We start from the raw sequence: 12,165 nt of genomic DNA on the forward strand, positions 1-12,165 counted from the left end.
GTCGCGGTTCGGACGGTCTCGGCTTCGCCGTCACCCTGGAGCGCAGCACACCGGCCTCTCGCAGCACACCGGCCTCTCCAGGGAGCACGTGGCGCACCTCCCAGCGGCAGCAGGGAGCGAGACCGAGGCACGGCACGGGCCCCCGTGCAGGTCCCAGCAGCCGGTGCGGACCGGCTCGCCTGGCGACTCTTGCAGTCCCGGCGGCCGGCCCAACGCAGCCACGACCCACGCCGGATCCACCCTGCGGCCCGGCACCCCGCCGTTCCCCGCGGGCCACGACCGCCCGGAGGCAGCGCCCTTCGCGCTCCACCCGGACGCAGAGCCCGAGTCAAGGCACTGCGGGGTGCCCGCGCCGGGCACTGGGGTGCGGTAGCGCGCAGCGCCTCGCTCAGGTGAGGGCCGACGGCCCGAACGCCTCTGCCAGGACCAGCTCGGCCGCCCCTGTGAGCACCGCCCCCTCGGGCGCGGCCCGCACGCCCGCTCGGTACGCCCCGAGCGCACGCGCGGACAGGACCTCGCCGACCCCGCGTACGTACGTGTCCGGAGCCGCGGCCACCACGCGGCCGCCCAGCACCACCCGGTCCACGTCCAGCAGCGCGACCAGGTTGGCGACGGCCTCGCCGAGGATCCGGGCGGCCCTGCCGTGCGCCCCCTCGGCCACCGCCTCCAGGCACAGCGCCTCGGCGCACCCGCGCGCCCCGCACCGGCACGGCGGCCCGTCCATCAGCAGGACCTGGTGCCCGAACTCGCCCGCGCCCGTACGCGTGCCGCGGTGCAGGGCGCCACCGAGTACGAGCCCGGCCCCCAGCCCCGTACCGACGTGCACGTAGGCGAACGACCCGCCCGCATCGGCGGCCAGCCCCACCGCCGCAGCGTTCGTGTCCTTGTCGAGCACGACCGGCACCCCCAGCCGCCGCGCGAGCGCCTCCCGCAACGGGAACCCGTCCCACTCCGGGAACCCGGTGACCCGCCCCATCACCCCGGTCAGGTGATCAAGCGGCCCGGGCACGGCACAACCGACCCCCCACAGCCCCCCGAGGGCCCCGAGGGCCCCGGCGGCCACCCCAGCGGAGGCCCCGCCGAGCGCCCCGGCGAGCATCCCGGCGGAAGTCCCCGTGGGCCTCCCGGCGAGCGTCCCGGCGGGAGACTCGCCAAACGTCGCGGCGGCCCCAGCCGACGTCCCGGCGGAGGTTGCGGCGGCCCCACCCAACGCCCCGGCGGAGGTTCCGGCAGCCCCCGCCAACGTCCCGGCGGAGGTTTCGGCGGAAGTCCCGGCAGCCGTCCCGGTCGGCACCGCGGAAGGCGTCGTAGCGGCCGCCCCGACCGACATCCCGACAGGCCTTCCGGCGGGCATCCCAGCGGGCATCAGGCCGGGCACCCCGATCGGCGCGGCGGAAAGCGTCGTAGCAGCCGCCCCAACCGACATCCCCGCAGGCATTGCGGCGGGCATTCCGGCGGGCGCTGTCGGAGGCGTCTCGGCAGGCTCCCCAAGCGGCGCCGCGGCGGGCGGCATCCCCGCAGGCCTTCCGGCGGGCACCCCACCGGGCATTCCGGCGGGCGTCCCGGCGGGCGCTGTCGGAGGCGTCTCGGCAGGCTCCCCAAGCGGCGCCTCGGCGGGCGGCATCCCCGCGGGCGGCGTCCCGGTGGGCGTCCCAGGGAGCCGGCCGGCGGGCGGCGGGGCGGGTATCCCCGGCTCCTCGGCCGCCCCGGGGCGCCCGGCCCAGGTCACCCCCGCGTCCAGAACCGCCGCTTCGACCTCGCGGGCCGCGGCTTCCACCACCGCCGACCCGCCGGCCGCGAAGTCCAGCGGGGCGCACCGCGCGGCGACGACCTGCCCGGACAGGTCCACGACCGCCACCCGTACCTCGTCGCGGTCGAGCTGCAGCCCGACCGCGTACCCGGCTTCCGGCACGAGCCGCAGCAGCCCCGGGGGCTTTCCGCCGGTCGACGCGCGACGGCCCGCGGGGGCCGCCAGCCCGGCCGCGCGCAGGCGGGCACTGATCTTGCTGACGGCCTGCGGGGTCAGCCCCGTGCCCTCGGCCAGTTCCTGGCGCCCCGCCCCGACCGGCCCCGCCGCCCGCAGCAGCCCGAGAACCAGCCCGGCATTGTGGCTGCGCACGGCCGCAAGCCCCACCCCGGGCCCGGCCTCCGTCCGCGGCCCGGACCCCCCACCGGGACGGGACCCCACGGCAGGACCCTGTTCCGCACCGGGCCCAGGACCCGCCACGGGACTGGCCCCCGCCCGCCGCCCGGCCCCCACCCCGGAGCCGGATCCCACAGTGGGCGCAGCCCCCGCCACGGGACCGGACCCCGGCCGCGGACCGGACCCCGTGCCGGGCGGGGCCCCCGCGACAGCCTCGGACCCCGTCCGGAGGCCGGGGCGGGAGCCGGGGTCGGGACCGGGACCGGTCCCGGCCCGACGCCCCCGCCCCGCCGCCACGCCGTCCGCTTCCGCTCGCCCATCGCCGTTCTTCACACCGCCATCATCCCCCCTGCTTGCACTATCGCAACAGCGTTGCTTAAGTGGTTGCATGTCCTCCACCACCCCCCTCCGCGTCGGTCTCATCGGCTACGGCCTGGCCGGCTCCGTCTTCCACGCCCCGCTCGTGGCGGCCACCGAGGGGCTGGTCCTCGACACCGTGGTCACGGCCAACGAGGCGCGCCGGGCGCAGGCCCGTGCCGAGTTCCCCGACGTGCGGCTCGCGGACTCCCCGGAGGACCTGTTCGCCCGCGCCGCCGAGCTCGACCTGCTCGTGATCGCCTCGCCGAACAAGACGCACGTCCCCCTGGCCACCGCCGCCCTGGAAGCGGGACTGGCCACGGTGGTGGACAAGCCGCTCGCCGCCACGGCCGCCGAGGCCCGCACCCTGGCCGCCCTCGCCGAAGCAAGCGGCACGCTGCTCTCCGTCTTCCAGAACCGCCGGTGGGACAACGACTTCCTCACCCTCCGCAGCCTGCTCGCGACCGGCGAGCTCGGCGAGGTCCAGCGCTTCGAGTCCCGCTTCGAGCGGTGGCGCCCGCAGCTGAAGGGCGGCTGGCGGGAGTCCGGCGCCCCCGAGGAGATCGGCGGCCTGCTGTACGACCTCGGCAGCCACGTCGTGGACCAGGCGCTGACCCTGTTCGGCCCGGCCGTACGCGTCTACGCCGAGGCCGACCTCCGCCGCCCCGGCTCCGAGACGGACGACGACACCTTCATCGCACTCACGCACGCGAACGGAGTCCGCTCCCACCTCTACGTCAGCGCCACCACGGCCCAGCTCGGCCCGCGCTTCCGCGTCCTGGGCGCGTCCGCCGGGTACGTGAAGTACGGGCTGGACCCGCAGGAAGCCGCCCTGCGCGAGGGCCGGCGGCCGCAGGACGGGAGCCCGTGGGGGCTGGAGCCGGAACACCTGTGGGGCCGCGTCGGCTCCGGGGAGTCCCCGCTGACCGGCGGCGGCCGCCCGGTCCCCACCCTCGCGGGCGACTACCCGGCCTACTACGCGGCGGTGGCCGAGGCCCTGCGCACCGGCGGGGAACCCCCCGTGACCGCGTACGAGGCCGCCGCCTGCCTCGACGTCCTGGAGGCGGCCCGCCGCTCGGCGGCCACCGGCACCACGGTCGAGCTCAAGCCGACGGCCTGACCAGGCCCGCCCGACCGCGCCGGACGGGCCCGGAACCAGAACCAGAATCATCGGACGGGCCCGGAACCCGGAACCGGAACCAGCTGACGGGCCCGGAACCCGGAACCGGAACCAGCTGACGGGCCCGGAACCGGAGCCGCCGGATAGGTCCGGACCCGTCTGACGGGTCCGGACCCGTCACGCGTTCTTCAGCTCCTGCCGCTGCCGCCCGAGGCCGCTGATCTCCAGCTCGACCACGTCACCGGCCCGCAGGTACGGCTTGGGTTCCGGCTGGCCCATGGCCACACCGGCGGGGGTGCCCGTGACGATGACATCGCCCGGGTACAGGGTCATGAACTGGCTCAGGTACCGCACGACCTCGCCCACCGGGAAGATCTGGTCCGAGGTGGAACCGTCCTGCTTCTGCTCGCCGTTCACCCACAGCCGTACGTCGAGCACCTGCGGGTCCGGGATCTCGTCGGCCGTGACCAGCCACGGGCCGAGCGGGGTGAACGTCTCGCAGTTCTTGCCCTTGTCCCAGGTGCCCCCGCGCTCGATCTGGAACTCGCGCTCCGAGATGTCGTTCACGAGCACGTACCCGCCGACGTGCGCGAGGCCCTCCGCGGCGGAGCCCAGGTAGCGGGCGGTGCTGCCGATGACGACGCCGAGCTCGGCCTCCCAGTCGGTTTTCACGCTGCCGCGCGGGACGAGCACGGTGTCGTCCGGGCCGACCACGGTGTCCGGAGCCTTGAGGAACATGATCGGCTCCTCGGGCGCGGCCGCCCCGATCTCCGCGGCGTGCCCGTGGTAGTTGAGCCCGATGCCCACGACCTTGCCGATCCGGCCGACCGCGGCGCCGATCCGCAGCCCCTCGGCGTCGAGCACGGGGAGCTCCCCGGCCGCCGCCGCGTCCCGTACCCGGGCCAGCGCGGAGTCATCCGCCAGCAGGCCGCCGTCGATGTCCGCGACGATCCCGGACAGGTCGCGCAGGATTCCGTTCTGGTCGAGCAGCGCGGGGCGCTCGGCGCCCACCGGTCCGACACGCAGCAGCTTCATGGGCTTTCTCCCGTGGTCGTGGCTGGTCGGCCCGCGGGCATGCCGACGGACCGGCCGATGGGTTGCGGCCATCGGAGGATTGGCTGATCCTCCAAGAACTGCGTCCCGTATGCAAGACCCTGTTCACAGACTGGACCGCTCGGTTCCACCGGCCTTCTCCCACCGCCGCTGGAGCCAGCCCCGCTCGGCGGCCGTCCATGCGGTCGTGGTGAGCAGGTACAGCCCGGCGGCCAGCGGTACGACGGCCGCGGTGACCAGCGTCCCGAAGGCCATCAGCGGCATGACCTTGGCCAGCCGCCGCGCCACGGCCGCGGCAGGCTCCTCGGCCGCCACGCCACCGGTCCGCGCCCCCGCCGCCGCAGGCTCCTCGGACGCCGTACCCCCGATCCGCGCCCCCGCCCCCAGGAGCTCGGCCGGCCCAGCGCCCGCCGCGTTCGCCCGCCGGGCCCGCAGCACGGTCCAGCCCGCCACGGCCGCGATCGCCGCGAACAGCCCGGCGAACACCAGCCCCTGCGCCCCGAACAGACCCGTCTCCCCGACGGCATCCGCCCAGTGCGCGCCCAGCGGGGCGGCGAAGAGCCGGTGCCCGAGCAGTTCGTTCGCCTCGCCCCCGATCTCCGTCGACGAGAACGCCCGGTACATCACGAAGAACACCGGCAGCTGCACCAGCATCGGCAGGCAGCCGGCCAGCGGCCGGACCCCGGCCTCCGCCTGGAGGTCGAGCACGGCCCGCTGGAGCCGGTCGGCGTTCTTCGGCCCGGGATGGCGGCGCTTCAGCTCCGCGATCCGGGGCGCGAGCGCGGCCCGGGCCCGCTCCCCGCGGAAGGCGGCACGGGTGAGGGGATGCATCGCGACCCGCACCAGGGCGGTGAAGAGCACGATGGCCACGGCCGTCGCCGAGGCGGCGAAGACCGGGTCGAGCAGATCGGCAAGACGGGAAACAAGCAGCACGAACAAGGACACGCGGACCTCCGGGGTCTCGTCCTGCCACCGCACCCGGGGACACCCGGCACACCGGCGAGAACCGGAACACCGGGAAAGCCGGAGGGACATCCGGGAAGCCCGGAAGAAGGCGCGGCGGCACCGAAAGGAAACGACTTCGGCGTGACGAGCCGCGGGTGCGTACGTACGCATGGCAGCCGGAACGGAGACTCCGTCCGGAGCACGCCCCGGCCGGAGTGCGCCCCATCCCGGGTGCGCCCCATTCCTGGTACGCCCCGTCCGGGGTACGCCCCTACGCGGTCGTCAGGGAAGGACGACCCGGCGCCCTGGGACGCGACCGGCCGGCCGCATCGGGGTCCCGCTGCGGGAGGAACGCCGTGCGCTGCTCCCGGTCGCGTATCGCGGTGCGTATTCGGGTGGGCGGTACGGGCCGCGCACTGCGGGCGGCGAGACTCAGGCAGGCCGCGAGCGAGGCTCCTACGGCAGCGGTGGCCGCGAAGGTGACGGCGCTCGCCAGTCCGCCGTCGCCGAAGTGCTGTCCCAGGATTCCCAGGATCCCCAGCGCGCCGACGGTGCCCAGCAGGAGGAGCAGAGCAGACTCCAGTCCCGCGGCGGCAGCGCGCACACCGGCGACGACACCCTTGGACCTGATCATCCGTCTCCCCCCTTTCCCCGGAAACGAGTTGGACCGCCGCCCCCTGCGGCAATCCGACCTCGACACCGATCGTAGACGGCCCCACTGACAACGGGTACGGCCGGGGTGCGAACGGGTGCGACCGGGGTGCGAACGGGCGCCCGGCCTATCGCTCCTCGCCCGACACGAGCGTCCCCCACACCACCAGCCGGTACCGGGAGGTGAACTCGGGCGTGCAGGTCGTGAGCGTGATGTACGAACCCGGCGCCGCGTACCCGTACCCCGGCTTCACCACGCTCCGCGGCACGCTCGCGATCACCCCGCCGTCCCGGGCCGTCGTCTGCTCCAGCCGCCTCCCGACCACATACGTGAACCGCCGTCCCCGCACGTCCACGATCAGCTCGTCCCCGGCCCGCAGCCGGTTGATGTAGCGGAACGGCTCCCCGTGCGTGTTCCGGTGACCGGCGAGCGCGAAGTTGCCCCGCTGCCCGGGCTGCGCCGTCCCCGCGTAGTGCCCCACGTACCCCTTGTCGAGCACGTTCCGCTTGTCCACTCCCTGCGCGACCGGTGCCACCACCCCGAGCCGCGGGATCCGCAGCACGGCGTACGCCCGGTCCCACCGCGGCGGCGTCCGCTCCCCGCCCGGAGCCACCGGCCCCCCGCCACCCCCGGTCCGCGGCGGCGCACCGGAGCCCGAGCCCGAGCCCGATCCGGATCCCCAGTCCGCCCCGCCCTCCGCCGCCTCGCCCCCGGGTCCGCCCCCGGGTCCGTCCTCGCCCCCGCGATCCGCGCCGTCCGCCGCCTCCACGGCAGCACCCCTCCGCGCCTCCCGGTCCGCCTCCTCCGCCGCCCACTGGCGCTCCAGCGCCCGGACCTGCGCCTGCGCCCCCGCCCGCGCCTCCCGGTTCGTCCACCACACCTGGTGCACCACGAGCAGCATCAGCACCAGGCCCGCCGTCACGGCGAGTTCGGCCCCCGACCACAGCGCCCGGGCCAGCGCGCGCCCGGGCGCCGGCCGCCGCCGCTGCCCCTGCACCACCACCGGAATCCGCTCGCGCACGGCCCGCACCCTAAGACCTGCCCCGCCAACTGACCAGCAGCAGTACGGTGTGGACCATGCGCCCCGACACGCCTGCCGAGCACATCGACGAAGCCGAGCGTCTCATCCGCACGGCGACCCGCTACCCCGAGGACCAGGAGCCCCTGCTCCTCCAGGCCGCGGCCCACCTCGAACTCGCCGAAGAGCGCGAACGGGCCAGCGCCCTCTACGACCGGCTCCTCGCGGCCGAACCCGCCAACCCCCACCTGGTGAAGGCCCTCCAGGCCGCCAACCTGTGGGAGTACGGCCACGAGGCCGAGGCCCGCGCCCTCATCGACGGCATCCGCGCCGCCGCCCCGGCCGACCCGGCCCCGTGGGAGGTCATCGCAGAAACCCTCGAGGCCCACGACGAGCTCGACGCCGCCCACGCCGCCTTCACCGACGCCGCCCGCCTGCTCATCCCCGAAGACGCCCCGCTGACCACGGCCACGGTCGCCCTCCTCACCGGCCGCCACCGCGTCCGCCGCCTCCTGGCCCTGCCGCACGACGACTGGGACATGGTGGCCGACACCCGCCACACCGGCCCCATCCCCCTCGACGAACTCCACGACCCCAAGCGCATCTGGGCCCTCGGGTCCGACGACCCGGCCGAACTCCGCGCCGAGATCGCCCGCCTGCGCGCCGAACTCGGCGACCGGCGCGCCGCGCTCTCCCGCCCCTTCCCGGTTGCCGTCCTCCACTGGCCCGCCGACGAACTCGCCGAACTCCTCGCCGCCTACCCCTCCCTCGCCGCGGAGTACCCCTCCCACGCGGCCCACCTGGCCACCATCGAACGCTCCCTGCGCGCCCTCTCCGCCTCCGGCACCAAGAACCTCGGCATCGTCACCGCCACGGTCCCCTCGTACGAGGCCTTCGCCGCCTCCGAACACACCAGCCCCGCCACCCCCTCCCTCCTGGCCGAATACGCCACCACCCTCGCCGCCCGCGGCAAAGCCACCCCCTGGCCGCCAACCCCCCACTCCCCCTGCTGGTGCACCTCGGAAAAGCCTTACGGGGACTGCCACGGGGCTTCGTAAGACGGCGCTACTGGCGCACGGTCAGTCGACCATGCCCCACGCGGCAGCGGTGGGGGATCCGGCCCAGCCCGCACCGTCGCGCCAGATCGCGGCGATGCCCTGGTGTTCGAGATAATCCGCGTACACCCCGATGTCCTCCGAGAAGAGGGCGAGGAGGTGCGGTTCGGTGCGCTTCTGCATCCGGTAGTGGAAGTAGCTGTACTCGCGGAGCTGGCCGACGGCTTCGCGCACGGCGCTCGTCGGATTCCCCTTCCGCACCACCTTGACCTCAACGAGCCATTCGGTGGGGCTGTCCGTGTGCTGCAGGACCAGGTCCTTGGGATGGATCTGCTGGTTGATGACCGTGTAACCACGGGGGCTGAGGTACGTCTTGAAGGCCGTGATCACCGCTTCGTGGTCCCGGGTCTTGACCTGCTGCCGGGCCGGGATGTCGGCGATGTACTCGGAGCTGTTGCGCGGCTTGAAGCCGGCCAGCGCCACGCGCGAGCCGACGGCCGCCGCCAGAGGCAGGACTTCCTCGGCCTCGCCTGAACGCAGGAGGCGCTCCGCGGCATCGACGGGGGCCAGCAGTTTGGCCAGCGCGAGCAGGTCTTGCTGCAACTCGTCCTCGCTGGGGAGGGCGTCCGTCGGGTAGGTGCGCGCCAAGACGCTGGCCGCTTCGTACAACCTCGGCCGCCGCTCCTTGGAGCCGAACGCGGGGCTGTGCTTCCAGGGTGCGGCCAAGCCTTCGGGCAAGGCGGCGTACAACACGGCCGCCCGCTGCTTCAGCTGCTCCAGGGCATGCTTGATCGGCATCCGTTCACTGAGCTCCGTGACCCCCTGCTGGAGCGTCAAGGTGACCGTCTTCAGGTCTGCGCTGAAGATGTAAGTGAGGTACAGGCCCTTCTTCGGGTCGTCATTGATCGCCCGGTCATATATGCCGATCCACGGGCAGATAGCCGCGGACCCGTTCCCTCCGTAACCACGGATGGTCCACCCCTGCGGACCACCCAACGTCGTGCGACGTGACACGCTCCGCAGGACCTGCTGGCCCCACACGTGTTCCTTGCACCCTGCGGCCCGGTCATACGTACCGGCCACCTCAAGCAGCAATTCCCGCATCGTCATGCGACGACGCTATGCCACCGCCCCTACCTCCCCAAGGGCAGTTCCAGCTGGGCGTGGTCTCGGAGGCGGATGTTCGGGGGGTGGGGGCGGGTTGTGGTCAGGGTGAGGAGGGTGCGGAGGGCCTGGGTGATCTCGGTGGGGGTGGTGCGGATCATGGAGGGGGTGGCGCTGGCGACCAGGATGCCGTGGGCTTCCAGGCGGAGGCGGCGGCGGAGGGTGGCGTGCCAGGCGTCGCGGGTGTAGTGGTACTCGGCCGAGTCGATCTCCAGGGCCACGCCCTCGTCGGGCCAGTAGGCGTCCGGGGAGGCCAGGAAGGCGCCGTCGGGGGTGTGGAGGCGGGGGTTCCAGAGCGGGGGCGGGAGGTCGGTGCGGGCGAGGGCCTCGCGGGCGTGGCCCTCGGCGATCGAGCGCACGCCGGCGAGGAGTTCGGCGGCGGCCGTGCGGGTGGCGGGGCGGGTGAGGGTGCGGGCGGCGCGGAGTTCGGCGTGCAGGTCCTGGGGGTGGCACCAGCCGGTCTGGACGACGTTGGCGAGGACGGAGCGGACCAGGTCCCCGTCCTGGGTACGGGCGGCGAAGTCGGCGGCGGCGCGGACCGGGCGGGTGCTGGGGACCCCGCAGACGGTGAGGGTGGCGGGCCAGCGGGCGGTCGTACGGGGGTGTACGCCGGGGGCGGTGGCGACGCGGCGCGGGGCGCGGACGAGGACGTGGTGCGGTTCGGGAGGCGCGCCGCGGATGCCGAGGAGGGCGAGGGCGGCGCCGCCGGTGAGGGCTGCGGTGGCTCCCGACAGGGGGTCGGTGTCCGGCGCGGCCGCGTGGAGGACGGCGGCCAGGGCGCGTTGGCGGCGGTCCGGCGGACCGGTCTGCAGGAGGTAGACGCGGGGCAGGAGGCGTTGCCAGGGGCCGCCGGGGCGGGCGCGGCCGGCGCGGGTGCCGGGGGCGATGCCCGCCCGGGTGAGCTGGTGGGAGGTGGCCAGGTTGAGCTGGCGGCGTGCGATGCGGTCGAGATCGGTGATCATGCTCCCGGTATGCCCGGGAACGGCGGCCTGATTCAGGCCGCCGCGGGGTGGCCGGGGGCGAGGAAGACGACGACACCGTTCTCGGTGCCGGGCAGCGGGGTCAGCTCGTGCCAGCCGAGGCGTCGGTACGTCGCGACGGTGTCGGCAGCCTTGCGCGCGGTGAGCAGCCAGGCGCGGGAGTCGGGTGCGTCGGCGGTCAGTTCGGCGAGGAGGGCCCGGCCGGTGCCGTGGCCGCGGGCGTACGAGCGTACGGCGAGCTCGTCTATTTCCAGGGCTCCGACCAGGCATTCGGCGACGCGCTCGGGGCCGAGCTGGGCGGCCACGTGACCGTACGCGCGGTCGGCGGGGAAGGGGCCGGAGGTGATCCAGCCGGTGGCGAAGCCGTCGATGCCGGCTTCCGACTGGGCCAGGGCGGTACGGAACCCGGGCCGGCGGACGTCGCTCTGGAGGCGGGCGGAGAACTGGCGAATGGTTTCTTCGTCCTCGTTCCAGGGCGGGGCGGAGAAGACCTCGGCGTAGGCGTCGACGAGTTCGTCCTGGAGGTCGAGGACGGCCTTTCCGTAACAGATCACGGGCGGGGCTCCTGGGGTGACGGGTGGGGCGGGCGTGGCGGGCGTGCCGCACGGTTGGTGCGGTTGGTGCGGTTGGCGGCCAATGGGGCGGCTGCATCGGGTTGGGGGGATTTCTCTCCGGGAGAGCGAATTTACGCCGGGAGGGTTCCCGCGGGCGGCGTGTCCGCAGAAGCGGAGGGTGTGCGACAAATACGACATACCCAAGGCCCGCCGGTGGCGGCGCGGGGGCCGTGTCGTGGGGTGGCCCGGGTGCGTTGATGGGGTGTCATGCCGGTCGGAACAGGGGGCCCCGTGTACAGACTGCTGCTCGGCGCGGGTGGCTGCGCCCTCGCGTTCTTCCTCGTCCTGGGCGTCGTGGCGATGCTGCCGCGGTCCGTCCAGGAGGCGGTTCCGGACGCCGTGATCGGCGGGGCCGTACTCGTCCTCGGCCTCGCGGGCGCCGCGGGGCTGGCACGGCGGGCGCGTTAGCCTCGAAGCGGCAGGACCACTGCACGCACGGATGTACGGAAGTACGGCGGAAGGAATGGGCATGGCACAGGTGCCGTCGGCGGCAGTGGCCGCTGCTGGTCTGGTCGGTGGGTACGCCGTCGCGCGCTGGACGCGCAAGCGGCCGCTCGGCGGGGTCGTCCTCGGGACGGCCGGCGCGGTCGCCGCACGCGCGTGGCACCAGCGGGCCGGCGCCCCTGCCGCGGCCGCGCTCGGCGGGCTCTACCTGGCGGGCTTCGCCGGGGCGCACCCGCTGGCCAAGAAGATCGGAGCGTGGCCGGCAGTGCTGGGGGCGGCGAGCGTGGTGGCCGCGGCGTCCTGGGCGGTCGCGGACCGGGGCTGAACCGGGCTGAACGGGCTCGGATCCGGCGGACCACGCCTGAAGCCGGTGCCGGGGCCGAGTCCGGCGGGCCGGGTCGAGTCCGGCGGACCACGGCCGAGTCCAGCGCGCGGAAGTTGAGTCCGGCGCGGAGGTTGAGTCCGGCGCACCACGGCCGAGTCCGGCGCCCGGAGGTTGAGTCCGGCGGACCACGGCCGAGTCCGGCGCGCGGAAGTTGAGTCCGGCGCGGAGGTTGAGTCCGGCGCACCACGGCCGAGTCCAGCGCCCGGAGGTTGAGTCCGGCGGACCACGGCCGAGT

General features: G+C 74.8%; 12 protein-coding genes. 4 read left to right on the top strand and 8 right to left on the bottom strand.

Features of this window, described 5'->3' with window-relative positions; translation table 11 throughout:
* Positions 1-388: 388 nt before the first annotated feature.
* A complete protein-coding gene (locus ACZ407_RS04650) occupies positions 389-1,438 on the bottom strand; it encodes an ROK family protein (RefSeq protein WP_468125488.1) in 1,050 nt (349 codons plus the stop codon).
* Between the two features lie 1,093 nt (positions 1,439-2,531).
* Between ACZ407_RS04650 and ACZ407_RS04655 the strand changes: the two genes are divergently transcribed.
* Complete coding sequence (locus ACZ407_RS04655; protein WP_468125435.1) at positions 2,532-3,620, top strand: Gfo/Idh/MocA family oxidoreductase; 1,089 nt, start codon at positions 2,532-2,534, stop codon at positions 3,618-3,620.
* Positions 3,621-3,797: 177 nt separating this feature from the next.
* On the opposite strand, the gene ACZ407_RS04660 is transcribed toward ACZ407_RS04655, so the two are convergent.
* The 4 genes from ACZ407_RS04660 to ACZ407_RS04675 all read right to left on the bottom strand — a co-directional run bounded on the left by ACZ407_RS04660 (position 3,798) and on the right by ACZ407_RS04675 (position 7,291).
* Entirely contained in the window at positions 3,798-4,655 is an 858-nt protein-coding gene (locus ACZ407_RS04660) for a fumarylacetoacetate hydrolase family protein (RefSeq protein ID WP_468125436.1), read from the bottom strand.
* Positions 4,656-4,778: 123 nt separating this feature from the next.
* On the bottom strand, positions 4,779-5,618 hold the full coding sequence (locus tag ACZ407_RS04665) for a YidC/Oxa1 family membrane protein insertase (RefSeq protein ID WP_468125438.1): 840 nt from the start codon (positions 5,616-5,618) through the stop codon (positions 4,779-4,781).
* 271 nt (positions 5,619-5,889) lie between these two features.
* A complete protein-coding gene (locus ACZ407_RS04670) occupies positions 5,890-6,252 on the bottom strand; it encodes a DUF6412 domain-containing protein (protein WP_468125440.1) in 363 nt (120 codons plus the stop codon).
* A gap of 145 nt (positions 6,253-6,397) precedes the next feature.
* On the bottom strand, positions 6,398-7,291 hold the full coding sequence (locus tag ACZ407_RS04675; RefSeq protein WP_468125441.1) for a class E sortase: 894 nt from the start codon (positions 7,289-7,291) through the stop codon (positions 6,398-6,400).
* Positions 7,292-7,347: 56 nt separating this feature from the next.
* On the opposite strand from ACZ407_RS04675, the gene ACZ407_RS04680 reads away from it, so the two are divergent.
* Positions 7,348-8,346 carry an SEC-C domain-containing protein gene (locus tag ACZ407_RS04680; protein ID WP_468125443.1) on the top strand — a complete coding sequence of 333 codons (999 nt, stop codon included), beginning with the start codon at positions 7,348-7,350 and terminating at the stop codon, positions 8,344-8,346.
* 21 nt (positions 8,347-8,367) lie between these two features.
* Here the strand turns inward: ACZ407_RS04680 and ACZ407_RS04685 are convergent, their stop codons facing one another.
* The 3 genes from ACZ407_RS04685 to ACZ407_RS04695 are packed head-to-tail and all read right to left on the bottom strand — an operon-like array spanning position 8,368 to position 11,041.
* Positions 8,368-9,453 (bottom strand): MrcB family domain-containing protein, encoded by a 1,086-nt coding sequence (locus ACZ407_RS04685; protein WP_468125445.1) that lies wholly within the window; start codon positions 9,451-9,453, stop codon positions 8,368-8,370.
* Between the two features lie 23 nt (positions 9,454-9,476).
* The gene (locus ACZ407_RS04690) at positions 9,477-10,469 is read right to left on the bottom strand and encodes a hypothetical protein (protein ID WP_468125447.1); all 993 of its coding nucleotides are present in this window, start codon (positions 10,467-10,469) and stop codon (positions 9,477-9,479) included.
* 32 nt (positions 10,470-10,501) lie between these two features.
* Entirely contained in the window at positions 10,502-11,041 is a 540-nt protein-coding gene (locus ACZ407_RS04695; RefSeq protein ID WP_468125448.1) for a GNAT family N-acetyltransferase, read from the bottom strand.
* A 291-nt stretch (positions 11,042-11,332) separates the two neighbouring features.
* Between ACZ407_RS04695 and ACZ407_RS04700 the strand changes: the two genes are divergently transcribed.
* Both ACZ407_RS04700 and ACZ407_RS04705 read left to right on the top strand, forming a co-directional pair.
* The gene (locus tag ACZ407_RS04700; RefSeq protein ID WP_468125449.1) at positions 11,333-11,509 is read left to right on the top strand and encodes a hypothetical protein; all 177 of its coding nucleotides are present in this window, start codon (positions 11,333-11,335) and stop codon (positions 11,507-11,509) included.
* Positions 11,510-11,570: 61 nt separating this feature from the next.
* Positions 11,571-11,870 carry a hypothetical protein gene (locus ACZ407_RS04705; protein WP_468125450.1) on the top strand — a complete coding sequence of 100 codons (300 nt, stop codon included), beginning with the start codon at positions 11,571-11,573 and terminating at the stop codon, positions 11,868-11,870.
* Positions 11,871-12,165: the final 295 nt, after the last annotated feature.

It is taken from the genome of Streptomyces sp. NPDC030809 (assembly GCF_055572195.1).

Bases quoted from the DNA above. Each gene is read 5' to 3' on its own strand.
- ACZ407_RS04660 (WP_468125436.1), bottom strand. From the start codon at position 4,655: ATGAAGCTGCTGCGTGTCGGACCGGTGGGCGCCGAGCGCCCCGCGCTG.
- ACZ407_RS04680 (WP_468125443.1), top strand. From the start codon at position 7,348: ATGCGCCCCGACACGCCTGCCGAGCACATCGACGAAGCCGAGCGTCTC.
- ACZ407_RS04690 (WP_468125447.1), bottom strand. From the start codon at position 10,469: ATGATCACCGATCTCGACCGCATCGCACGCCGCCAGCTCAACCTGGCC.
- ACZ407_RS04655 (WP_468125435.1), top strand. From the start codon at position 2,532: ATGTCCTCCACCACCCCCCTCCGCGTCGGTCTCATCGGCTACGGCCTG.
- ACZ407_RS04650 (WP_468125488.1), bottom strand. From the start codon at position 1,438: ATGCCTGCGGGGATGTCGGTTGGGGCGGCTGCTACGACGCTTTCCGCC.
- ACZ407_RS04670 (WP_468125440.1), bottom strand. From the start codon at position 6,252: ATGATCAGGTCCAAGGGTGTCGTCGCCGGTGTGCGCGCTGCCGCCGCG.
- ACZ407_RS04685 (WP_468125445.1), bottom strand. From the start codon at position 9,453: ATGACGATGCGGGAATTGCTGCTTGAGGTGGCCGGTACGTATGACCGG.
- ACZ407_RS04705 (WP_468125450.1), top strand. From the start codon at position 11,571: ATGGCACAGGTGCCGTCGGCGGCAGTGGCCGCTGCTGGTCTGGTCGGT.